Source organism: Desulfatitalea alkaliphila, from assembly GCF_022968795.1.
GTDB lineage: Bacteria > Desulfobacterota > Desulfobacteria > Desulfobacterales > Desulfosarcinaceae > Desulfatitalea > Desulfatitalea alkaliphila.
The window spans coordinates 14,205-37,246 of sequence record NZ_JALJRB010000019.1 but is presented as its reverse complement, the minus strand read 5'-3'; the positions used below and the strand labels follow the sequence as shown (position 1 = coordinate 37,246).

Genomic DNA, 23,042 nt, shown 5'->3' with positions numbered 1-23,042 from the left:
CATCCCATCTACGCTATGCTACAGCGCAACAAACCCCTATTACGGAAAACAGTTTATGGAGAAGATTCTCGTCGGAGATATCGGCGGCACCAAAACCCGCCTCCACCTGTTCGATCGTGACCATGGCCCCGATGCGCCGATCGCTTCGCAAACCTACGCCAGCCGCGATTTCGATTCCCTGGAAGCCATTTTGCAATCGTTTCTTGAGGCTTCACATGTATCGGGCGGTGCTCTGCACCGGGCCGTGTTCGGCATTGCCGGTCCGGTGGTGGGCGGGCGCGTCGAGGTGACCAACCTGCCCTGGGTCATTGAGAAATCGAATCTCGCACGCCGTTTGCGCATGGATCGGGTGGCCTTGCTCAACGATCTGCAGACGGTGGCCTATGCCCTGCCCCACCTGGAACCGGATGACCGGATCGTGCTCAATGCCGGCCGACCAGAGTCGGACGGCACCCGGGCGGTGATCGCCCCCGGCACGGGCCTCGGTGAAGCCTTTCTGGTCAACGGCCCCCAAGGCCCCACGGCCCATCCCACCGAGGGAGGGCATGTCAGCTTCGCCCCACGGGGCGAAATTCAGATCCAATTGCTGCGTCATCTTTCCCGTCAATTCGAACATGTGAGCTTCGAGCGGGTCTGTTCGGGGATCGGCATTCCCCATCTCTATCACTTTTTCCACAGCCTGAACCAATACAAGGTTTCGGCCGCCATCCATGACCAAATCACCGGCGCCGAAGATCCGACACCGGTCATTGTCGACGCCGCCCTGGCGCAATCGGCGACGTGTCCGCTTTGCGTGCAGGTGCTGCACACCTTTGTCGAAATTCTGGGGGCCGCCGCCGGCAATCTGGCCCTCAAGGTGGCGGCCATGGGGGGCGTCTATGTTACCGGCGGCATTCCACCGCGAATGCCAGAGCAGATGCGCGATCCCCGTTTCATGGCGGCCTTCACCGCCAAGGGGCGCATGACCGACTTGCTGCGCAACATTCCGGTCTTCCTGGTCACCCGGCCCGATGTGGGGGTGTTCGGCGCGGCGTGCTACGGTTTTTCAAACCCGTGAGGTGATGCCCATGCATATTTTAATGGTCGCAGCGGAAAACGGCGCCTTGAACGGCGCCAAGGTGGGCGGCATCGGTGATGTGGTGCGCGACATCCCCATGGCGCTGGCCGACCTGGGCTGCCGTGTGTCGGTGGTCCTGCCGGCCTATGGTTTTCTGCACCATCGGCGGATGACGAACGAACCGGTCACCTTACCGGTGCACTTCGGCGGCACCGCTCATACCGCTTACGGCCATCGGGTCCAGGCCGATCAACCCCATGACGGTGTGACCCACTTCGTCATCGATCACCCACTCTTCGAAGCCTTCGACGCGGAACGCAATGCACATCGCATCTATGTGGACGACCCGCCCCACCAGCCTTTCGCCGCCGATGCCACCAAGTTCGCCCTGTTCTGTCTCACGGTGGCGCAAGGGGTGCGCCAGGGCCTTTTCCCGGACCTGACCCATCTGCATCTGCACGACTGGCACGCGGCCCTGCTGCTGTTCCTGCGCGCCTTTCACCCGGACTACAGGTCGCTGCGCGACCTGCCCACCGTGTACACCATCCACAACCTGGGCTTGCAGGGCATCCGCCCCTTTCAGGACCATGCGTCCAGCCTGCACGCCTGGTTTCCAGGGATTGCCTATGATCGCTCGGCGGTAGCCGACCCTCGCTGGGACGCCGTCAACCCCATGGCCCTGGGCATCCGCCTGGCCGATCGCGTGCACACGGTATCGCCCACTTATGCCGAAGAGGTGCTGCGTCCCAGTGATGTGCCCCACTTTTACGGCGGTGAAGGGCTGGAGAGGGATTTGCGCGGGGCGCGGGACGAAGGCCGTCTGTATGGCATTCTCAACGGCTGCGCTTACCCGGAGGAAACAAAACGGCAGACCGAACCCGACTTCGGCGCACTGTGGTCCCTTCTCAAAGCCACTGTGCTCGACTGGTCCGCTGCGACGGACACGCTGCGAACGGTGCATTTCACGGCCCACGCCCGGCTCAGCGCCCTGGCGCAAGCATCTCGTCCCCCGACGATTCTCTGCACCAGCATCGGGCGCTTGCAACCTCAAAAAATGATGCTGCTCAAAGAAGCCGGCACCCGTTCCGGCAGCGGGCTGGAGGGGGTGTTGGACCGCTTGCCGGAAGGTGGCTTGCTGGTGGTTCTGGGGTCCGGCGACGGGGATTACGAACGCTTCTTCATGCAAACGGGCGCCCGACGTGGAAACTTGCTCTTTCTCAACGGCTATTCGGATGCCTGCGCCGCGGCCCTTTACACCGCCGGCGACCTGTTTCTGATGCCCAGTTCCTACGAGCCGTGCGGCATCAGCCAGATGTTGGCCATGCGCGCCGGTCAGCCCTGCCTGGTGCATGCCGTGGGCGGGTTGCGCGACACCGTCCGCCACGGCCACAACGGTTGGCATTTCGACGGCGAGCGACTGCCGGACCAGGTGGACCGCATGATCGACGCCTTTTCCGGCGCCATGGAGATCTTCAGCACCGACAAAGCGCAGTGGCGGACCATTTGCCGCAACGCCGCCGCCACCCGTTTTCCCTGGCCCCGCAGTGCGGAACGCTACCTGGAAGAGCTCTACGCAAGTTAAAACCAGTCAACCCAATATGGCTTGCAAACAAGTGGCCCTCTGCGAGTAACCACTGCTTGCGAGCCTTTTTGCCTCTTTCACTCCCGCGCGGTCCCTTGCCCGTGCCCCAATTGCCGCGCAATGTGTTCCCAGGCTTCCTCCGCCGTCTCCACATAGTGAAACAGGTTCAGGTCTTCGGGCGAAATGGTGCCTTCTTCCACCAGGGCCTCGAAATGGATCACGCGCTCCCAGAAAGCCTTACCGAAAATCAGCACCGGAAACGGTTTGACCTTTTGGGTCTGGATCAACGTCAAACTTTCGAACAGCTCATCGAGGGTGCCGAAACCGCCGGGAAAGACCACCAGCGCCTTGGCCCGCATCAGGAAATGCATCTTGCGAATGGCGAAGTAGTGAAAATTGAAACAGAGTTCGGGGGTGATATAGTCGTTGGGTTTCTGCTCGAAGGGCAGCACGATGTTGAGCCCGATGCTTGGCATGCCCGCATCATGCGCGCCCCGATTGGCCGCCTCCATGATGCCGGGACCGCCGCCGGTCACCACCACGCAGTTGAACCGCTGGGAATTCTTGTTGGCGTTGGATATGAGCACGCCCAGCTTGCGCGCCTCGTCATAATAACGGGACGTGTCCAGGCGCCGACGGGCCACCCGCACGGCCTTGGCCGCCGCCGTATCGTCGGGCGCCGCGGCGGCGGCCGCTACGGCCCTTTCCAGGTCGCCGCGGGCGGCCGCCGGTTCCGGAATGCGCGCGCTGCCGAAGATCCCGATGGTGCCGTCGATCCCCCGTTCGCTGAGCAGCAGTTCCGGTTTGAGCAGCTCGAGCTGCAATCGCACCGGTCGAAGCTCTTCCCTGACCAGAAAATCGTTGTCGTTGAACGCCAGCCGATAGGCGGGCGAAAGGGTTTGGGGTGTTCTCACGCTCCGTTCGGCGGCCTGGGCATCCTCACGCGCCGAAGGGAAGAACTTCGATCTTTTTCCCATTTATTTCTTTGCCTTTCTTCAGACCTGCTACAAGCCTTTCTTTTCGAACCAGCGGAACATCAACACCGCCGCGACGATGAAAAGGGGAATGATGATCCAGTGGCTCACCCCCAGCACCTCGGGCACGGTGATCTTTCCCAGATCCCCCCAAGTGTAGACCGTTCTCAGTAACATCGGGTAGGCTTCGGCGAACAAGGCGGCGCCGACCACCATCCCCAAAATGCCCCACAAAGCATCCCACCGGCCTTCGCCCACGGCGCCCATGGAGGTGCCGGGACAATAGCCGAGCAGACCCCAGCCGATGCCGAAAATCAACGCACCGATAATGACCGGTCCCAGGATGGTCGCTTTAATGGAGAGTTTCACCATGCCCAGATCGTAGAGCAGATAGATGCCGACCATGCCGACAATCACGCTGCTGAGCATGAATTTGACGATGGTCATGTCCATCAGGCGCAGGGCGCCGAGCTGCTTGTCGTAGCGCAGCACCCGCCCTTTCTGCAGTAAAAAACCGAAAAAGAGTCCGGTGACCAAACCGTAGATGAGCATTTTCATCGTTCACCTCCTCCGTAGACCAGACGGGCCACGATCATGCCACCGATGAAAAAACAAACCAAAGCGATAAAACCACTGACAGCCAGTTGGAGCGAACCGCTCAACCCGTGACCGCTGGGTCACCCGTCGGCCATACGGGCGCCGAACATGGCCACCACACCACCCACGAAGGCCGTCAAGGCCCGCGGCACGACGCTGCCGGCGCCGAACCGCCGGGCCCACATGTCCGGCACGGCCTGCAGCTTGAACGATCCGGAGGTGACGGCGGAGATCATCGCGCCCAGGAAGATGCCCACCACGAACATCCACTGCCAGTCGATCCGCGGCACCACTTTGATGAAATAGTCCATTTGGGCCACACGATCCGCGCCGAAAACCTGCTCGATCAGCCCGGCTGTGCGTACGAACGAGGTGGACGCCCCGAAATATTTGCCGGCGATCCAAACCGACAAGATGCCCACCACACCACTGAGCCCCCCTGCGATGTAAGGGCTCCAACCACCGCTATCCTGCTTCATCCGCTCCTCCTTTCTTCATGGTGAAAACGCCAGCGTCGATATCCATCAACCGTATCCAATCATATACGCACCCCCCGAACAATTCAACCGCAACCCACAACCCGGTTGAAGCAGGATCGGGATCGAAACAGCACCCACCCCCGCCCCCCACCCCCCCCTATAATCGATAGAATTCATTAACTTAAAACTTAACACTTAACACTTAACACTATCTTCTCTATTAAAGTCTAACTACAGCATACCGATAATGGATCTATGACGCCCCCATCCAACCTTCGATGCGTGGGTGTCACCCAATCCAATCCTGTGCGGGAGTGTTGGCATGACATACAAGATCCTTACCGTGGACGACAGTCGGACCATCCGAACCATCGTGAAAAATGCGTTCAAATCCTACGAATGCGAGCTATTCGAGGCGGAGAACGGGCGCGACGGCTTGGCCCTCGCAGCAGAGGTGCGTCCCGACCTGATCATCCTCGATATCACCATGCCGGTGATGACCGGTATCGAAATGCTGGGCAAAATGATGGCCGACGACACCCTCAAAGAGACGGCGGTGATCATGCTGACGGCGGAATCGGGCCGCGACAACGTGATGAATATCGTCAAAATGGGGGTGAAAGACTACATGGTAAAGCCCTTCAAGGGGGAACAGCTGATTGAACGGGTTCAACTCGTGCTGCCGGACCTCAAACAGCGCATCGACGCTTCCGCCGGTGCCCCCGCCGAGGCCCACGACGCCCTGTTCACCGTGGACGGCGATGTGGTGGTCCTCACCCTTCCGACCAAAATCACGCGCAATGTGAGCGAAACCGTATTGGCGCAGGCGAAAGCCAAAGCGCGCCAAATGACCGATGCCGGGGCACGCAAGTTGGTCATCGACCTCAGCGGCATCGTCAACTTGAACATGACCGCCATGCAGGCCCTTTTGGCAGTGATCAACCTTTGCCTGCGGGCCAAGCTGGACATCCGACTGGTGGCCACGGCGTCTCAGCAAGGTTCGCTGCAGGGCTTCCAGGAAACCGGCACGCTGGTGACCCAGCCATCGTTGTCGGCAGCCGTGGCGGATTTTTTCGCGAGCCCTTAGGTTTGAACATGAACCATGAATGCCGTCGGTGGTCCACAATAGAGCTAAAGTTTTCCGCTATTGCGCGGATAAAGAGGGATAGGACCGGCGTGTCTCGGGACGCCGGCGAGCTGTTCCGGCCGGATGAGTGCCGCCCGGTTACGAGGGTCCGATTTTTTGCGACGAAAAGGAGTTGCCGCCATGACGATTCAAGATGATGAAACCCTGCAGATGTACCTGGAAGAGTCCCTGGAGCATCTGGCCGATATCGAGACCGACTTGTTGGCTATCGAGGCCGATGGGGCCGATATCAACGAGGCGCGGGTGAACAAAGTGTATCGGGCCGCCCACTCCATCAAGGGAGGGGCCGGTTTCATGGGGTTGACCAACATCAAGGATTTGACCCATGAAATGGAAGATATCCTGGGCAGAATCCGCAACCGCGAAATCATCCCCAATCCCGATATCATCAACGTGCTGTTGACGGCGGCCGATGCCCTGAAGGCTTTGATGAACGACATCCTCAACAGCAACGACGTGGATATCGCCGACCAGCTGCAAGCATTGCGCGCGGTGCTGCATGCCCATCAGGAACAGGTCGAAGCACCGTCCCCGCCGGCCAAGGCGGCAAAAGCCGTCAAGACCAAAACCGAAAAGCCGTCGCCATCGCCGCCCGAGCAAGACAAAAAGAGCGACGCGGACCTGTCCCTTGCATTTCCCGATGGCCGGGAGACACTGTCCGTCGCACAGCACTTGGTTGCCGACCATTTGGAGCAAGGCAAAAGCGTTTACCTGGTGTGCATCGATGTGGCGCAGCACCTGCGCGCTCGGAATAGAAGTTGCAGCGGCTTGCTGGAAGAGATGGAACAGACCGGTGCCATCGTCGGCGCCAATTTCGATTTGCAACCCTCGGCGGAATTGGACGAGGGTTGGGCACCGGATATGCCCACACTGCTGTTTCTCTTCGCCACCATCTTGAAACCTTCAGATATCAATGTATTGTTTGAGATCGAAACGGACCGCATACTGGAACTGCGCAACGATCACCGCCTGTATCCCATCGACGGCGAACCGTTGCCGGAAGAACCGACTGACCGGCCGGACACCGCATCCTTGGACGGACATGACGTGGCCCCGGATCCGATCCCATCCACCGCCGCGCCCGTCCCCGCCGAGGCATCGGGCAATTCGGCCATCGTTGCCACCCATGATATGGAAGATATGCCCATGGAACAAGTCGCCAGCGCCCGGGAAACGGCCGCCGCCAACGGCGCCGACAAAAAATCGACCAAATTCGAGCACGAAACCAGTCTGCGGGTGCACGTCAGTCTGCTGGACCAACTCATGACGCTGGCCGGCGAGTTGGTGCTCAGCCGAAACCAATTATTGCAATCCATGGCCTCCACCGACGCCCGCGGTTCTGAAACGGCCGGTCAACGCATCGACCTGATCACCTCCGAGCTGCAGGAAGCCATCATGCTCACCCGCATGCAGTCCATCGGTAACGTTTTCAACAAGTTTCCCCGCGTGGTACGCGACCTGGCCCGCACCCTGGGCAAGCAGGTGGAGCTCTCCCTGGAAGGCCAGGATGTGGAGCTGGACAAAACCATCATCGAGGCCATCGGCGATCCTTTGACCCACCTGGTGCGCAATGCCGTGGACCACGGCATCGAAACACCGGCGGTACGGCAACGGGCCGGCAAGAACCCCGTGGGACAGATCTTTCTCAGGGCCTACCACGAAGCCGGCCAGGTCAATATCGAAATATCGGACAACGGCAAAGGGTTGGACGGCCGCGCCATCGCCGCCAAGGCGGTGGAAAAGGGGTTGATCAGCGAAGAGCAGGCCAAGGTGATGTCCGTGCGGGAAAAGGCCAACCTGATCTTTCTGCCCGGCTTCTCCACGGCCGAAACCATCACCGATGTTTCGGGCCGCGGCGTGGGCATGGATGTGGTCAAAACCAACCTGGACCAACTGGGCGGTATCATCGATATCGACTCGGAGGCCGGAAAAGGCACCACCATCCGCATCAAGCTGCCGTTGACCCTGGCCATCATTCCCTGCCAGATCGTGGTCACCGGCGGCGAACGCTACGCCATTCCCCAAGTGAATCTGGAAGAGCTGCTGCGCATACCGGCCAACCAGGTGCGCAAACGGATCGAACGGGTCGGCAATGCCGACGTAGTGCGCCTGCGCGGCAACCTGCTGCCCTTGATCCGCCTGGCGGACATCATCGGCGTGCAGCCGCTGTACACCGATCCCGAAAGCGGGGAACAAAAACCGGATCGACGCACAACCCTGGCGGATCGGCGTTCCAAAAAGAGTGCCGCCATACCGGCGGAAGAAATGGCCGCGGTTGCCGATGCGGACGCCGCCGCTCCCTCCAATCCGACGGACGATGCACGGCACGGCAAGGATCGCCGTTTCCATGCCGCCGGCGCCCTTAACGTCGTGGTGGTCTCCACGGGTGCCATGAAGTACGGCCTAGTGGTCGACCACCTGCTCGACTCGGAAGAGATCGTGGTCAAGCCCCTGGGGCGCGATCTTAAAAAATGCAAAGGCTACGCCGGTGCGACCATCATGGGCGACGGCCGCGTGGCGCTGATCCTGGATGTCTCCAACCTGGCCCAAATGGGCGGATTGACCACCGTGGAAGCCACGGCCCGGGCCTCGGAAGTGGCCGAGGCCGAAGCCGAAGCGCAACGCGCGGCCCGCGACAAACAGTCCCTGCTGCTGTTCCGCGCAGCGGAGAACGAGCAGTTCGCCGCGCCCCTGAGCCTGGTCGAACGCATCGAGAAGATCAAGCGCAGCGACATCGAAAAGGTGGGCGGCCAACGGGTGATGAAATACCGGGGCGGCAGCCTGCCCCTGTTCAGCATCGACCAGGTGGCCTCGGTCGGCCCCTTGGCCGATACGGAGCAACTGCTGGTGATCGTGTCGGTGGTGGGCGGCCGGGAGATCGGCCTGCTGGCCATCGGTCCGGTGGACGCCATTGAAATGAACTTGGAAATCGACGGCACCACCCTGCGCCAGACCGGCATCATGGGCTCGGCCATCATCAACGATCACACCACCTTGCTTGTGGATATCTACGAAATCGTGCAGCACCTCAACCCCCAATGGTTCAAGGCGCCGGAAAAGACATCCGCGGCAGCGCAAGAGGCCGCCACCATTCTGTTCGCCGAGGATTCCAGCTTTTTCCGCAACCAGGTCAAAGGCTCCATGGAAAAAGAGGGCTTCCGGGTGCTCGAGGCCGAAGACGGCCAAATCGCCTGGGACCTGCTCCATCAAAGCGAACAAGCCGTCTCCCTGGTGGTGACCGACATCGAAATGCCCAACATGGACGGCTTCACCCTGACGCGCAAAATCAAGGAGAGTGCGCGCTATGCCCACCTGCCGGTGATCGCCTTGACCACCCTGGCGGGAGAAGAGGACATCGCCAAGGGCAAGGCGGTGGGTATTGACGACTACCAGATCAAGCTGGATCGTGAACGGCTGATCCGCAGTATTCACGGTTTTCTGCAGGCGGCGGCTTAGGGGCCGTGGGATGTCGTCTCGTTGCACTGATCAGAAAGGATACGATCCGATGAAAACAGGTATGGATAAAGCGAGAGCCGGCGGTACGGTGGAGCTGGCCACCTTCTATGTGGGCGATGCACTTTGCGGCATGGACATCTTAAAGGTGCAGGAAATCAACAAGATCATGGAAATGACCCAGGTGCCCCAGGCCCCCGATTATGTAATGGGCATCTTGAATCTGCGCGGTCAGATCGTCACCATCATCGATTTGGGAAAAAAGTTGGGCCTCTCCTCCATCGACGTGGACGAATCCTCCCGCAATATCATCGTCAATTCGGAAAATGAGTACATCGGCCTGCTGGTGTCACAGATCGGCGATGTGGTGCAAGCCGACTGGCAGAAGGTGGAACGCCCGCCGGCCAACATCGGTGGTTTGCAAGGCACCTTCTTCAAGGGGGTCTTCAAGACGGAAGATCGCCTGATCGGCATTCTGGACGCCGACCGGGTGCTGGCAGATGAGAATTGAACCGGCCGCTCCCGGCACGCGCATCGCGCTGGCCCGCCGGTACTGCTGCAACACCACGGCCCATGATGACGTCTCTGCCCATCTCCGGCGCAACAAGGCCACCAGAACGGACATGAAATGAACGAGCCTGCCAAACCACTGCGCGTGTTGGTCGTCGATGACACCGTACTCTACCGCAAGATCGTCAGTGATGTGCTGGCGACCATGCCCGAGGTGGAGGTGGTCGGGACGGCCCACAACGGAAAGGCCGCGATGTACAAGGTCAACACGTTGAAACCCGACCTGTTGACCCTGGACATCGAAATGCCCGAGATGAACGGCCTGGAAGTGTTGCAGCAACTGTCCCAACACGCCCCCGGCGTCGGTGCCGTCATGCTCAGCACCTTGACCCGCGAAGGGGGCGCCATGACCATGCGGGCGCTGGAATTGGGGGCCTTCGATTTCATCCCCAAACCCCAGTCGGGCACCATGGCCCAGAACCGCGAGGCCATTCAAAGCGCCCTGACGCCCATGATCCTCGCCTATGCCCGCAGCCACCAGATCCGCAAGCGGCTTCGCCCGTTGACCAAGGCCGGACCGCAGGTCGCACCACGTACCGTGACGATCCCGCGCACCGTTGCATCGGCCGTCGGGCGCAGCGGCCCATCGTCCATTGTTGCCATCGGTATATCCACTGGCGGTCCCAACGCCCTGGCGCGGATGTTGCCCCGCTTGCCCGGCGATATCGGCGTGCCCATCGTCATCGTACAGCACATGCCGCCCCTGTTCACCAAGTCCCTGGCCACCAGCCTGGACAACAAATGCGCCATATCCGTCAAGGAGGCCGAAAGCGGCGAGCCGTTGTGGCCCAACGTGGCGCTGATCGCCCCCGGCGGCAAGCAGATGAAAATCGTGGCCGGCGCCGACGGCAAGCAGCGGGTGATCAAGATCACCGACGAGCCCCCGGTCAATAATTGCAAACCATCGGTGGACTATCTGTTCCGGTCCGTGGCCGATCACTTTGTGGGACGCGCCACCGGCGTCATCATGACCGGCATGGGATCCGACGGCACCGTCGGCTTGCAACTGATGAAGCACAACGGCGCCGTAACCATCGCCCAGGACGAAGCCACCTGCGTCGTTTTCGGAATGCCCAAGGCCCCCATCGAGAGCGGTTTGGTGGATGTGGTGGTACCGCTGGACGGTATCGCCTCGGAAATCCTCAAAACCGTCGCCTACCGCTCCGCCGGCACTGTACAACGCCAACCCCTGCGGGCTTAAGCGAACAGGTCAGCCATGCGTCCAACCAGGAAAGCCGAACAACCATGAACTTGCCAATGCCCGGCGGTAATGCCCGAATCGGTGACGGCATCACCTCCGCCAACGGAGGAGCCAATGGGATCCAACCCATCCCCGGCATCCGCCGCCAGGTGAAAATCACGCCGGCGGAAATCGTTCATTTCGCCAAATATGTTCGCGACCTGACCGGGATCCACATCGAGGCCGCCAAATCCTACCTGCTGGAAACCCGTTTGGGCAGACTGTTGGAGCAGGAAGGATGCGACTCGTTCACGGCTTTATTACAAAAAGCAAAGGCGGACGCCGGCAAGCGACTGCAGAACCAGATCATCGACGCCATCACCACCAACGAGACCCTGTTTTTCCGCGACACCAGCCCGTTCGAACTGCTGAAATTCAAAATCATTCCCGAACTCATCGACAAGCGCGCAGCCAATAAAAGCGCGGCGAGTGTGCCGCTCCGGATTTGGAGCGCGGCCTGTTCCACCGGCCAGGAAGTGTTCAGCATCGCCATCGTTTTGCGGGAGCTTTTGGGCAACAACCCGAAATACAACATCCAATTGCTCGGCACCGATATTTCCGACGCGGCCATCAAACAAGCCAGCTCCGGCATCTACAATCGCTTCGAAATCGAACGCGGGCTGCCGCGGGAGCGGCTGCAACGCTATTTCACCGTCAGCGGCGACAACTGGAAAATCAAAGACGAAATCCGATCCATGGCCACCTTCCGCAAAATCAACCTGCTGGCCCCTTTCACCGGCATGGGCAAATTCGACCTGATTTTCTGCCGCAACGTGGCCATCTACTTCACCCTGGAAGATCGGATGGGTCTGTTCGACAAAATCGCCGACACCCTGGTACCCGATGGTTATCTCATCATCGGATCGACAGAATCGCTGACCGGCGTTTGCCCCCGTTTCATACCCAAGCGCCATTTGAAATCGATCTTCTACCAGTTGCGGTAGAAAGGGGCCCATCGCTTCAGCCCCGGGAGGAGAACAACAATGGAAGCAATCAACATTCTGGTGGTGGACGATGATCCCGTCACCCGCGCCCTGCTCAGCAAACGATTGAGCAAAGCCGCCTATGCGGTGGACACCGCCGAAACAGGTGTGGCGGCCGTGGAAAAACTGCAACGGCAATGTTACGATGTGGTCTTGACCGACCTGATGATGCCGGGCGGCATCGACGGCATCGGCGTACTCGAAGCGGCCAAGGAGCATCACCTGAAAACGGAAGTGATTCTCATCACGGCCCACGGCACCATCAGCAACGCCATCGTGGCCATGAAAAAAGGGGCCACCGACTATCTGCAAAAACCCATCAATTTCGACGAATTGATTCTGCGTTTGGAGAAGATCCAGAATTGGCGCCACTTGCTGAAAAATGCCGCCGATCTGCGCATGGCCATGGACATCACCGAACAAACCGCCTGCGAAACCATCCAAGACCTGGAGATCGCCGTGGCGGAGCTGCAGGAGCGGATCAGCGCCATGCGCGACACCCTTGAGCGCAGCGACCTGAGCGCCGACCAGCGCATTGACATGGCCCTCAAATGCTGAACCGATCGTCTACAGATCGGCCTGTTCGATGGTCACCGGTTGTTTGAGAATCAAACGGGCGGTTTTGCGAAACTGATCGGCTGTATCGGTGACAAAAATTTTCAATCGTCCCCCGCCCTCACCCCGCGCTTCCCCTTCCGGGATTGCCGCCAAATGGTCACGCACCTGCTCGGCAACGGCGGCCGCCGAATCCACCAACACCACCCGGGCACCGATCTTGCGTTGAATCACCTGGCGCAACACGGGATAGTGGGTGCACCCCAAAATCAGGGTGTCGATCTTTTTAACTTTCAAGGGATGGAGATATTTGCGCACGATCATGGCCGTCTCCGGTTTGCGGATCCAGCCCTCTTCCACCAGCGGCACCAGAAGGGGGCAGGCGGCGGCATACACTTTGGCTTGGGGTTGCAATGCCTGGAAGGTGCGGGGGTACACGCCGCTGGCCACCGTGGCGCGGGTGCCGATCACACCGACACGGCCCCAACGGGATCGTTGCAGGGCCAGGCGGGCGCCGGGACCGATCACCTCGAAAACCGGCCCGTCAAAGTGATCGCGCACCGCCGCGAAGGCGTAACTGGATGCGGTGTTGCAGGCGATGACGATCCGCCGCGCGCCTTGGCGTCGCAGAAAATCGGTGTTGTTCAGGGAGTAATTGACGATCGTGGCCGCACTTTTACTGCCGTAGGGGGTGCGGGCGGTGTCGCCCAGATAGACGATATCGTGGCCGGGCAGTCGTTCCCGCAGGGCCTGTACCACCGTCAAGCCGCCGATGCCGGAGTCGAAAACGCCGATCATCGAACGCCACCCGTTGCAACGAGGCGCCCATGGGTTTTGGCGGCCCTGCACGCCCGTGGCGCCGGCAAACGGTTGTCTTCCGCCATCTGGCGCTTCACTTCTGCTCCTGCATCATTTTCGCGACCCATCGCCGCAGGGTGGCTTCATCCACATCGGGATGGATGCCGGGGCAACTGTCGGCCATGGTGCGCCAGTTGAGCGGATCGATCAAAACGCCGGCAATGAAGGGCCAATGGCGGCACATCCGCGGTTTGACCGGATGGATGGTGCAGATCCGATCCCAGAAGACGCAATATCCGTTGTCCGCCTGGGCCAATAGCGGTTTGCCGCCTGACAAGGTGCAGTAGCGCCGTCGCACCGTCTCGGCCGGCATATTGAGAAAGGCGGCGATATTGCGAATGTCCGCATCGGTCACATAGGTGCCGCCGTACCCTTTGCAACATTCGCCGCATTGGGTGCATTCGAACAGGTCGCCGACAGTGGTGGCATCAGAGGGCATGGCGACCGTCCAAAGCACATTTGAGGGTGTTTTTGTCCACATATTTCAGATCGCCGCCCACCGGCACGCCGGAGGCGATGCGGCTCAGCCGCACCCCGGTGTCGGCCAGCTGTCGGGCGATGTAACCGGCCGTCGTCTCGCCTTCCACGCCGGTGCCGGTGGCCAGAATGATCTCGTCCACTTCCCGGTTGCGGACCCGCGCCAGCAATTCGTTCAGGCGCAAATCGTCCGGGCCGACCCCCTCCATGGGTGCCAGGGCGCCGCCCAGGATGTGGTACAAACCGTTGAAGGCCCCCGATTTTTCGATGGCGATCATGTCGGCCGGCTGTTCCACCACGCACAGCAATCGTTCATTGCGCCCGCTGTCCTGGCAATAACGGCAAAGCGCGCCGTCACTGAGACCGAAACAGCGGGTGCACAGGCGCACCTTTTCCTTGACCGTCGTAATGCTTTCGGCCAGGTCCCGCGCCTCGGCGACAGGGCGCCGCAAAATATGGATGGCCAGGCGTTCGGCGGTCTTTTCGCCCACGCCGGGCAACTTGGCCAGGTTGCGGATCAACCGGCGTATGGAATCGGGATATTGCTCCATGGTGTGTTTCGCCTACATCATTCCGGGCACGGTGAAACCGCCCGTCAGTTTGCCCATCTCGGCCGCCACCATCTCCTGGGCCTTGGCCAAAGCATCGTTGACCGCCGCCAGCACCAGGTCCTGCAGCATCTCCACATCTTCCGGATCGACCACTTCCTTGTCGATGGCAATGGAGACAACTTGCTGGCGTCCGTTGGCCACCACGCGGACCATGCCGCCGCCGGCGCTGGTCTCCACGGTCTTGTCCGCCAACTCCTCCTGCAGCTTCATCATCTTTGACTGCAGCTTCTGCGCCTGTTTCATCATGTTGCCCATGCCCTTCATATCCGCAACCTCCTTTATCGGCTCAATGCCTTGTGCCTTGTTTAAAAGCGCGCCCCCTTCCATCACCGGCCGGCAGGCGTGGCCGCCTTGGCCGGTGCTTTCCGGGGGGAATTTTCATTCACGTTACAGCACCCCTCATTTTTCCGGGGGACCGCTCTCCACCTTCACGTCGATCACCTTGCCGCCGAACAGTTCCATCGCCTCCATCACCAGGGGATGATCCAAGGCCGCCTGCCTGCGCTTTTCGGCGACCTCGCGCTCCTTCTGCTTCTCGGCCGCATCCCGCGTATTGGCGATCACCTCAAGCGTCGTGGTACGCCGGGCAAGACGGCAAAACAACGCCTCCAGGAAGACATGGTGTTTCTGGATGCTCTTAACGGCGAACGCATTGCCGTCCACTTCCATGGTCAGGCGGCCTTCCTCAAGCGCCACGATTCGACACCGTTTGAGCAGCGCCCCGAGGGACGGCTTCTCCTGTTCGACCGCCTCCAAGGCATTCTCCCACAGGGCTTGCGTGTCCAGGGCAGGCGCATCTGCGGCCGGCGTGGGAAGGGTGCCCGATGGGCGGGCGGTGTCCACCGCAGGCGCCTCGGGCGTCTCGGGCGTCTCGGACGCCTCGGCCGTCTCGGGCGCCTCGTGACGCGGAATGGCGTTCTCTGCTGCAGCGGCTTGCGACGCCGGCCCGGCGCCGCCGCCCGCCGCCGTCGCTGAAGAATTTGCAGGTAGCGCCGGCGTTTTGACCACTTGGCCGCCGCCTTGCGGCGCTACCGGCGACGCAGCAGCGCCGGAAGTGCGCAATTGGTCCAAGCGCTCGATCAGGGTGTCGATGGCCAGGGCCGGCGGTGTCTGAAACAGCTTCAGGAACACCATCTCCATGGCCAACCGCGGTTGGGTGGAAAATTTGATGGCCGGTTCGGCCTGGAACAACAGATCGAGGACCTGCAGTAAAAAGGGATTGGATACGGAGGCCACCTGCCGGCGCATGTGACGGACCGCTTGATCGGGAAGATCGACCAGTTGACCGGTGCGATCCCCCATGGCCACCATCATCAGGCGGTGAAAATGGGCCGTCAGGTCGGCGTAAAACCGTTTCATCTCCAGCCCCAGGCGCCAGATCGTATCGATCTTCTCCAACACGCCTTGAATATCGCGGGCGAAAACCGCCTCCGAAAGCTCGAAAAGGTGATTGTGATCGACGGCGCCCAGCAGGTCGGCCACCAAATCGGCGGTCACCTCGCCCTCGGCGCAGGACAGCACATGGTCCAACAGGCTGAGCCCGTCGCGCATGCTGCCGGCGGCCTCCTGGGCGATTAAGGCAAGACCGGCCTGGTCGATGGGCACTTCCTCGCTGTCGCACAGGGACTGCATCTGTGCGATGATGGCCGCCGTATCGATGCGCCGCAAATCATGGCGTTGGCACCTGGACAGGATCGTAACCGGAATCTTGTGCGGCTCGGTGGTGGCGAACATGAACAGCACATGGGACGGCGGCTCCTCCAACGTCTTGAGCAACGCGTTGAAAGCCGCCAGGGTCAGCATGTGCACTTCGTCGATGATATAGATCTTGTAACGGCTGTGGGCCGGCATGTACTTGAGATTTTCCCGCAGCTCACGCACCTGGTCGACGCTGTTGTTGGATGCGCCATCGATCTCGAAAACATCGGATGCATGCCCGGCGGTGATCTCCAGGCAGGAACGGCAAACGTTGCAGGGTGTCGGCGTCGGACCCTGCTCGCAATTCATGGCCTTGGCCACAATGCGCGCCACCGTGGTTTTACCCGTTCCCCTGGGACCGGTGAACAGCAGTGCGTGGGCCACACGGCCGGCCTCGATGGCGTTCACCAGCGTACGGGTCACATGGCCCTGCCCCACCACTTCGTCGAAGATCTGGGGGCGATATTTGCGCGCGAGTACGAGGTAGCTCATGGGTCTTCCACTGTTCATTGCCGCTCAATCCGCGGCTTTCCGGATCTTATAGTGCATCTGGGTTCATTACCGCTCGATCCGCAACTGTCCGGTTCTTATACCGCACATGGTGGGTGGGTGCAAGGAATGATGGAGAGCGTTTTTCAGTGTTAAGTGAAGGTATACCGGACCATGGGCCGGGTCGGCATCGTTATGATAGGGGCGCATTTGGTGGGGCGGTTTTCGCTTGACATATACCATTATTGGTATATCCTCAAAGAATGAAATGGGGCGTCGAGATTAAGCCAAGCGTCGCAAAGCGCTTAGGAAAGCTGCCTAAAAAGGTGCTTGACGCCTTGATTGCCCTAATTCGAGAGATTGAATTGAAGGGGCCATATAGAAGCAATTGGCACAATTATGGACCGTTGAAACAGAATGCTTGCTTCCATTGCCATTTGAAAAAGGGAAGCCCGACCTATGTTGCCCTTTGGACGGTGGACAAAGATAGCGTAACCGCGGAGGTGATTTATGTTGGCACTCACGAAAAAGCCCCGTATTGATTCGGTGGGGGAGGATGGCCGGGGAAGCCTGGAATGGCGCAAGGCGCTTCAGGTGAACGATGCTGAACTTCCGGCAACGGTTTTGAGGGGTGCCCGCGCCAAGGAAGGTTTGACGCAAAAACAGCTTTCTGAACGGGCGAACATTCCGCAAGGACATATTTCGGAGATGGAACGCGGCAAAAGGCCGATTGGTGTGACCATTGCCAAGAAGCTTGGCATGGCGCTGAACATTTCCCACAAGGTTTTTTTGTAAAACGTACCACCGACCGTCACCAGGGGCCGCCCATCACCGGGTGGCCCTTTTTTTGTGGCATAGCCTACTGCCGGGATCGGTGGGATATGGCACGCCGAACAAGTTACCAACTTATGGATGCCGCTGTGGTTGTTGAGAATGTGCGCCATGGCGTACAGCCCCCCCGCAAACGAGCGCCAATGCCGCCCCATGACCAAGCTACCGACCCCGGCGGCAGCGACAATGGGGGTGGTCGGCGACCTGGGCGCCTACCATTTTGATGATGTGGGTGCTTTTGTTGGTACGCGGCGGGTTCTTTTTTATTTGAATGTTTTTCAGGTACTTAAGGCATGAAATGGCGGAGAGAGAGGGATTCGAACCCTCGGTGCCGCTATTAACAGCACACACGATTTCCAGTCGTGCTCCTTCGGCCAGCTCGGACATCTCTCCGTTTGTCTTTTGACGCGTCGCATGCGGGGCGGTCCGGATCTCGATGGTACTTGTGCGCGGTTCGAGTTACCGGTGAAATGGCGGAGAGGGTGGGATTCGAACCCACGATCCCGGGTAAACGGGATACCGCTTTTCGAGAGCGGGGCCTTCAGCCACTCGGCAACCTCTCCGGAACCCAAAGGGCCGCATGCGCTTTCAAAACAGCGTCAATACCTTGTTTGGTCTACCCTGTCAATCGCTTATCGGTCATTTCAGTGATTCCGCAGTCGATTCAAACATCCTTGCCACCACCGGCGTGTAATCGCCCTTTTCATCGTAGATCACCAATGGTGCCCCCCATTCGATCCCCGGGCGGGCGGCGTTGATGCCGTGTACCAGGATCAGCCTTGCCGGTTCCCCTTCGCGGGAGTGCACTGTTTGCAGCCACTTGGGTTCGATGCGGGCAAGGCGCATTCGGTGCAACAGATCCACGGTGCGGACAGCTGGAAAGATGGCGGCGAAACGGCCGCCGCTGCGCAGCATGCGTTTGGCGGTACTGATTACCTGGGCGATGTCTACGAGAATTTCGTGGCGCGCCAGGGCTTTTTGGCTGTTCGGGTTGGTTCTGCCGCTGCCGGGTGGCCGGTATGGGGGGTTGCACATCACCCAGTCGAAGGGGGCTTCGTCGGCCGGCGGGCGGAGCCGGCGCAGGTCGCCGCGGATCAACCGAATGCGCTCTTGCAAGTGGTTGGCACGGAAGTTGGCGTGTGCCAGGTCTGCCAATTGGTCCTGCACTTCAACGGCGCTGATATGCACCGTCGGATAGCGAAAAGCGATGATCAAGGGGATGATGCCGCAGCCGGTGCCCAGGTCCAGCAGCCGTTCGCCCGGTTTGGGCACAACGGTGGCGGCCAGCAGAACCGCATCGATGGAGAAGCGGTAACCGTTGCGCATCTGGTGTACGACCATCCGGCCGTTGAAAAAGGTATCGCTGGTCTGCTCGACCATGGATTCAGAGGGGACCGATCTTGAATTTGATCCGCTTGACGCGGTCACCGCCAAGCAGGTGATTGATCTTGCGGCACAACTCCTGTTCATGGATGGAGAGGTGGTGCAGCCAAGTGGAGGCGTCAACGTGCACCAACAGCAGGTCGCCTTTGAAGGCCGCCGGTTTGGCATGGTCGACGATCATCGGTCCGACGGCCTGCGGCCACACCTCCCAAACCTTGAGCAAGGACGCATCGGTAGCCGGACGGTACTTGCGCAGCACTGTTTCGAGCACGTTGCCGATGGGCACGAACTGTTTGCGCTGAATCCGCTTTGCGGCCATGTGCCCCCTTTCGCCAAGAAAAAAGCACCCCCGTGGATAATGCCCGCCGAAGGTGCTTATGGCATGCCGTTATGCGAAATCGCGGCAAACATTATTTGCCCTTTCTCCGCTGGTGACGCGTGCGCGCCAGCAGCTTGCGATGTTTGTGCTTTCTCATCTTTTTCCGGCGTTTTTTGATGACACTGCCCAATGGCTCACCCCCTTTCATTTACGGAGATCAATCCGGCGTCTATATCATCGGTCCCATGGGAATGTCCACAGCTATTTCGATTTGATATGCCCTGCTTTGTATGCTATGGGCGCGCCATGGGTTCCAAATATCATAGACCGACCTTCGGCAGGGGTCAATTGCCGCTCATCAATCAGGCGGTGACCTTGTCCGAAGAGCTGGTCAGCAATCATTATAAGATGTCGGCCAGCCAATGGTTGCACCGCCGCTACGATGTCAAGACCCTGGCGGAACTCAATCCCCACGAGATCGTGGACGGCCCTTTTGCGCAGATCATTCGCTATGAAGGGCAACGCAAGGGTTCCGAGCTCGGTTCGGAGGTGTACGACTTCTACAAGGTGTGCCTGCAGGATCACGCCATTCTCAATGCCTTGCAAAGCAACACGGATCTGGCTCTCCTGCCCTTCGCACTGTATATCATCTGTCATGAGCTGGTGCATATCGTACGGTTCAGCAAGTTTCTGCAAAGCTTCGACGCCACGGCCGCCGAAAAACTGGCCGAAGAGCACCGCGTGCACGCCATCACCCATCAGATCGTGACCCCGGTACGCATGGACGGCATCGAACCTGTAATCGCTTATTATGAGCGCTGGCGAACACCCCTCGAGGACCTGAACGCCCATTGAATTTTTATTGAATTGCGATGCTTGACAATAAAAAAACCCACCCTATATTTTGCCAAATTTTTGAAACGGAGGGCTCAAACGCCGGTTCGGGCGGAAGGATGCAACATCCGCCGAAACGACCGGAAACGGCGAGAATGCACTTCCCGAATGCATTTGAGATCAACGTGTGTGCCCCCGCTGATTATAGAAATCGTGCACAAGGAGGTTTTTTAGAAAATGCCGATCTACGAGTACCAATGCGAACATTGCGGCGCGGTGTTGGAAGTGCTGCAGAAAATCTCTGAAAAACCATTGAACAAATGCACACAATGTTCGGGAAAACTGCACAAACTCATCTCCCAAAGCGCATTTCACCTGAAAGGGTCCGGCTGGTACGTCACAGACTATGCCGGCAAATCGAAAAAACCGGACAGCTCGCCCGGTGACACCGAAACATCCACCAGCAGCAAATCCGCCGGCGAAGCCAAATCCGCCGATTCACCCAAAAGCGGCAACGATGCCTGATCTGTGAACAGGCAATGGAATGGGCGAGGCTGTGGTGAAAGAGAACCGGCAGACCACCTGCGTAGGGGAATTGCCAGATGATGACGCACGTTTGTAAAGATGAAGCGCCCTTACCTTCTCTCACGATGGGTTCCATCACAAGCCATCAGTGCCGATCCGACCGGATACCGGACGAAGGGAGGTGACCTGATTCAGACAACGGATTGACGCACTGTAACCAATGCCAATCAGCAGGGCATTTGCGTAAAAGCCCTTTATAGAAATCACGATGTAATTCAAAAGGAGACGCAGAACAATGAAACTCAGACCACTGCAGGACCGCATTCTCGTTCAAAGGGTTGAGGAAGAGACCACCACCAAGGGCGGCATCATCATTCCCGACACGGCCAAAGAGAAGCCGGCCGAAGGCAAGGTAATCGCCGTCGGCAACGGCAAAGTGGGCGATGACGGCAAGCGCATCCCCCTCGAGATCAAGACCGGCGACCGGATTCTGTTCGGCAAGTACTCCGGCACCGAAGTCAAAATTGAAGGCCAAGAGTACTTGATCATGCGTGAAGACGACGTTCTTGGCATCATAGGCTAATCAACTCAACCACAACGAGAAGTAATGGAGGATATCCAATGAGTTCGAAAATCATCAAGTATGACATGAAAGCCCGCGAAGCGATGCTCAAAGGCGTCAAGACACTGGCCGATGCCGTTGTGGTCACCCTTGGTCCCAAAGGCCGCAACGTGGTGATCGATAAATCCTGGGGCTCCCCCACCGTCACCAAGGACGGCGTGACCGTGGCCAAGGAAATCGAACTGGAAGACAAGTTCGAGAACATGGGCGCGCAGATGGTCAAGGAAGTGGCCAGCAAGACCAGTGACATGGCCGGTGACGGCACCACCACCGCCACCGTTCTGGCGCGCGCCATTTACGAAGAGGGCCAGAAGCTGGTGGCTGCCGGCAACAATCCCATGGCCATCAAACGCGGTATCGAAAAGGCCGTCGAAGCGGCCGTCAAAGAGCTGCACAAAATGAGCAAGCCGACAAAGGATCAGCGCGAAATCGCCCAGGTCGGCACCATTTCCGCCAACAACGACGAGACCATCGGCAACATCATCGCCGAGGCCATGAACAAAGTGGGCAAGGAAGGGGTCATCACCGTCGAAGAAGCCAAATCCATGGAAACCACCCTGGAAGTGGTCGAAGGCATGCAGTTCGATCGCGGCTACCTTTCCCCTTACTTTGTCACCGATCCCGAGAAGATGGTCTGCTCCCTGGAAGATCCCTACATTCTGATCAACGAGAAAAAGGTCAGCAACATGAAAGACCTGCTGCCGGTGCTGGAGCAGGTGGCCAAAATGGGCAAACCTTTGGTGATCATTGCCGAGGATGTGGACGGCGAAGCGTTGGCCACCCTGGTGGTCAACAAACTGCGCGGCACCCTGCAAGTGGCCGCCGTCAAGGCGCCGGGCTTCGGTGATCGCCGCAAAGCCATGTTGGAAGACATCGCCATTCTGACCGGCGGCCAGGTGGTGTCCGAAGACTTGGGCATCAAGTTGGAGAACCTGACGCTCAACGACCTGGGCAAGGCCAAACGCATTTCCATCGACAAGGACAACACCACCATCGTCGACGGCGCCGGCGCCCGCAGTGCACTGGAGGGTCGTGTGAAGCAGATCCGGGCCCAGATCGAAGAAACCACCTCCGACTATGACCGTGAAAAACTGCAGGAACGGTTGGCCAAACTGATCGGCGGCGTGGCCGTGATCAATGTGGGCGCATTCACCGAAACCGAAATGAAGGAAAAGAAAGCCCGCGTGGAAGATGCACTCAACGCCACCCGCGCGGCCGTGGAAGAAGGCATCGTCCCCGGCGGCGGCGTGGCCCTGGTGCGCACCCTGGCCGCCCTGGAGAAACTCAAGATCAAGGCGGACCAGAAGCTGGGCGTCAAGGTGGTGATGCGTGCCATCGAAGAGCCGCTGCGCCAGATCGCCAACAATGCCGGTTTTGAAGGCTCCGTGGTGATCGACAAAGTCAAGAATGCGGAAGGTTCCTTCGGCTACAACGCCGAAACCAATACCTACGAAGACTTGATCGAAGCCGGTGTGATCGACCCCACCAAGGTGGTACGCTTTGCGCTGCAGAATGCCGGCAGTGTCGCCTCCCTGATGTTGACCACCGAGGCCATGATCGCCGAGAAGCCCGAAGAGAAAGCCGATCCGATGCCGGGCGGCGGCGGCATGGGCGGTATGGGCGGCATGGGCGGCATGGGCGGCATGATGTAATCTCCGCCGGCTTCCCAGCCCGCGCGGTACCGACCGCGCATTCGTTCCAAGACACTCCAAACCCCCCGCGTCCTTAGGGACACGGGGGGTTTTTTCTTTCCCGGAA

26 protein-coding genes and 2 tRNA genes are annotated in these 23,042 nt (G+C 59.5%); 15 read left to right on the top strand and 13 right to left on the bottom strand.

Going from position 1 to position 23,042, the window contains the following annotated elements:
- Positions 1-55 precede the first annotated feature (55 nt).
- A complete protein-coding gene (gene glk, locus MRX98_RS15360; protein ID WP_246911515.1) occupies positions 56-1,057 on the top strand; it encodes a glucokinase in 1,002 nt (333 codons plus the stop codon).
- 10 nt (positions 1,058-1,067) lie between these two features.
- Positions 1,068-2,639 (top strand): glycogen synthase, encoded by a 1,572-nt coding sequence (locus MRX98_RS15355; protein ID WP_246911512.1) that lies wholly within the window; start codon positions 1,068-1,070, stop codon positions 2,637-2,639.
- 77 nt (positions 2,640-2,716) lie between these two features.
- Here the strand turns inward: MRX98_RS15355 and MRX98_RS15350 are convergent, their stop codons facing one another.
- The 3 genes from MRX98_RS15350 to MRX98_RS15340 form a co-directional block, all read right to left on the bottom strand.
- A complete protein-coding gene (locus MRX98_RS15350) occupies positions 2,717-3,616 on the bottom strand; it encodes an LOG family protein (RefSeq protein WP_246911510.1) in 900 nt (299 codons plus the stop codon).
- A gap of 27 nt (positions 3,617-3,643) precedes the next feature.
- Positions 3,644-4,171: a DUF6691 family protein gene (locus MRX98_RS15345; RefSeq protein WP_246911502.1), complete on the bottom strand. Its 528-nt coding sequence runs from the start codon at positions 4,169-4,171 to the stop codon at positions 3,644-3,646.
- Between the two features lie 119 nt (positions 4,172-4,290).
- The gene (locus MRX98_RS15340) at positions 4,291-4,689 is read right to left on the bottom strand and encodes a YeeE/YedE thiosulfate transporter family protein (RefSeq protein WP_246911499.1); all 399 of its coding nucleotides are present in this window, start codon (positions 4,687-4,689) and stop codon (positions 4,291-4,293) included.
- A 322-nt stretch (positions 4,690-5,011) separates the two neighbouring features.
- Here MRX98_RS15340 and MRX98_RS15335 point away from each other — a divergent pair, with 322 nt between their 5' ends.
- The 7 genes from MRX98_RS15335 (at position 5,012) to MRX98_RS15310 (ending at position 12,640) form a co-directional block, all read left to right on the top strand.
- Positions 5,012-5,776 (top strand): response regulator, encoded by a 765-nt coding sequence (locus tag MRX98_RS15335; protein WP_246911496.1) that lies wholly within the window; start codon positions 5,012-5,014, stop codon positions 5,774-5,776.
- A 180-nt stretch (positions 5,777-5,956) separates the two neighbouring features.
- Entirely contained in the window at positions 5,957-9,292 is a 3,336-nt protein-coding gene (locus MRX98_RS15330) for a hybrid sensor histidine kinase/response regulator (RefSeq protein WP_246911493.1), read from the top strand.
- 61 nt (positions 9,293-9,353) lie between these two features.
- The gene (locus MRX98_RS15325) at positions 9,354-9,800 is read left to right on the top strand and encodes a chemotaxis protein CheW (protein ID WP_246911485.1); all 447 of its coding nucleotides are present in this window, start codon (positions 9,354-9,356) and stop codon (positions 9,798-9,800) included.
- On the top strand, positions 9,790-9,921 hold the full coding sequence (locus MRX98_RS22070; RefSeq protein WP_281432375.1) for a hypothetical protein: 132 nt from the start codon (positions 9,790-9,792) through the stop codon (positions 9,919-9,921). Before MRX98_RS15325 ends, MRX98_RS22070 begins: the two co-directional genes overlap by 11 nt.
- Entirely contained in the window at positions 9,918-11,060 is a 1,143-nt protein-coding gene (locus MRX98_RS15320) for a protein-glutamate methylesterase/protein-glutamine glutaminase (protein ID WP_246911477.1), read from the top strand. Before MRX98_RS22070 ends, MRX98_RS15320 begins: the two co-directional genes overlap by 4 nt.
- Before the next feature lie 44 nt (positions 11,061-11,104).
- A complete protein-coding gene (locus MRX98_RS15315; protein ID WP_246911474.1) occupies positions 11,105-12,043 on the top strand; it encodes a CheR family methyltransferase in 939 nt (312 codons plus the stop codon).
- Between the two features lie 39 nt (positions 12,044-12,082).
- Positions 12,083-12,640 (top strand): response regulator, encoded by a 558-nt coding sequence (locus MRX98_RS15310; protein WP_246911471.1) that lies wholly within the window; start codon positions 12,083-12,085, stop codon positions 12,638-12,640.
- A 9-nt stretch (positions 12,641-12,649) separates the two neighbouring features.
- On the opposite strand, the gene murI is transcribed toward MRX98_RS15310, so the two are convergent.
- From murI to dnaX, 5 genes are all read right to left on the bottom strand, one after another.
- Positions 12,650-13,435, bottom strand: coding sequence for a glutamate racemase (murI, locus tag MRX98_RS15305; RefSeq protein ID WP_246911469.1), 786 nt, complete (start codon positions 13,433-13,435; stop codon positions 12,650-12,652).
- Positions 13,436-13,529: 94 nt separating this feature from the next.
- On the bottom strand, positions 13,530-13,934 hold the full coding sequence (locus MRX98_RS15300; RefSeq protein WP_246911466.1) for a YkgJ family cysteine cluster protein: 405 nt from the start codon (positions 13,932-13,934) through the stop codon (positions 13,530-13,532).
- Entirely contained in the window at positions 13,924-14,523 is a 600-nt protein-coding gene (gene recR, locus MRX98_RS15295; RefSeq protein WP_246911456.1) for a recombination mediator RecR, read from the bottom strand. The genes MRX98_RS15300 and recR overlap by 11 nt, the downstream gene beginning before the upstream one ends.
- 12 nt (positions 14,524-14,535) lie before the next feature.
- On the bottom strand, positions 14,536-14,847 hold the full coding sequence (locus MRX98_RS15290; RefSeq protein ID WP_246911453.1) for a YbaB/EbfC family nucleoid-associated protein: 312 nt from the start codon (positions 14,845-14,847) through the stop codon (positions 14,536-14,538).
- 135 nt (positions 14,848-14,982) lie between these two features.
- Positions 14,983-16,773 carry a DNA polymerase III subunit gamma/tau gene (dnaX, locus tag MRX98_RS15285; protein WP_246911450.1) on the bottom strand — a complete coding sequence of 597 codons (1,791 nt, stop codon included), beginning with the start codon at positions 16,771-16,773 and terminating at the stop codon, positions 14,983-14,985.
- 507 nt (positions 16,774-17,280) lie between these two features.
- On the opposite strand from dnaX, the gene MRX98_RS15280 reads away from it, so the two are divergent.
- Both MRX98_RS15280 and MRX98_RS15275 read left to right on the top strand, forming a co-directional pair.
- Entirely contained in the window at positions 17,281-17,565 is a 285-nt protein-coding gene (locus tag MRX98_RS15280; RefSeq protein WP_246911447.1) for a helix-turn-helix domain-containing protein, read from the top strand.
- Between the two features lie 189 nt (positions 17,566-17,754).
- Entirely contained in the window at positions 17,755-17,898 is a 144-nt protein-coding gene (locus tag MRX98_RS15275) for a hypothetical protein (protein WP_246911444.1), read from the top strand.
- Between the two features lie 2 nt (positions 17,899-17,900).
- Here MRX98_RS15275 and MRX98_RS15270 read toward each other — a convergent pair.
- From MRX98_RS15270 to MRX98_RS15250, 5 genes are all read right to left on the bottom strand, one after another.
- A tRNA-Ser gene (locus MRX98_RS15270) sits at positions 17,901-17,994 on the bottom strand.
- 78 nt (positions 17,995-18,072) lie between these two features.
- A tRNA-Ser gene (locus tag MRX98_RS15265) sits at positions 18,073-18,164 on the bottom strand.
- A 76-nt stretch (positions 18,165-18,240) separates the two neighbouring features.
- Positions 18,241-18,981 (bottom strand): tRNA1(Val) (adenine(37)-N6)-methyltransferase, encoded by a 741-nt coding sequence (locus MRX98_RS15260; RefSeq protein WP_246911442.1) that lies wholly within the window; start codon positions 18,979-18,981, stop codon positions 18,241-18,243.
- A 4-nt stretch (positions 18,982-18,985) separates the two neighbouring features.
- Positions 18,986-19,303: a DciA family protein gene (locus MRX98_RS15255; RefSeq protein ID WP_246911439.1), complete on the bottom strand. Its 318-nt coding sequence runs from the start codon at positions 19,301-19,303 to the stop codon at positions 18,986-18,988.
- A 91-nt stretch (positions 19,304-19,394) separates the two neighbouring features.
- Complete coding sequence (locus MRX98_RS15250; protein WP_073474648.1) at positions 19,395-19,493, bottom strand: 30S ribosomal protein bS22; 99 nt, start codon at positions 19,491-19,493, stop codon at positions 19,395-19,397.
- 158 nt (positions 19,494-19,651) lie between these two features.
- On the opposite strand from MRX98_RS15250, the gene MRX98_RS15245 reads away from it, so the two are divergent.
- From MRX98_RS15245 to groL, 4 genes are all read left to right on the top strand, one after another.
- Positions 19,652-20,158 carry a hypothetical protein gene (locus MRX98_RS15245; RefSeq protein ID WP_246911436.1) on the top strand — a complete coding sequence of 169 codons (507 nt, stop codon included), beginning with the start codon at positions 19,652-19,654 and terminating at the stop codon, positions 20,156-20,158.
- A 216-nt stretch (positions 20,159-20,374) separates the two neighbouring features.
- Complete coding sequence (locus tag MRX98_RS15240; protein WP_246911433.1) at positions 20,375-20,662, top strand: FmdB family zinc ribbon protein; 288 nt, start codon at positions 20,375-20,377, stop codon at positions 20,660-20,662.
- A gap of 295 nt (positions 20,663-20,957) precedes the next feature.
- Positions 20,958-21,245, top strand: a complete 288-nt coding sequence (gene groES / locus MRX98_RS15235; protein WP_246911431.1) for a co-chaperone GroES — start codon at positions 20,958-20,960, stop codon at positions 21,243-21,245.
- 38 nt (positions 21,246-21,283) lie between these two features.
- Positions 21,284-22,936: a chaperonin GroEL gene (groL, locus tag MRX98_RS15230; protein ID WP_246911428.1), complete on the top strand. Its 1,653-nt coding sequence runs from the start codon at positions 21,284-21,286 to the stop codon at positions 22,934-22,936.
- Positions 22,937-23,042 lie beyond the last annotated feature (106 nt).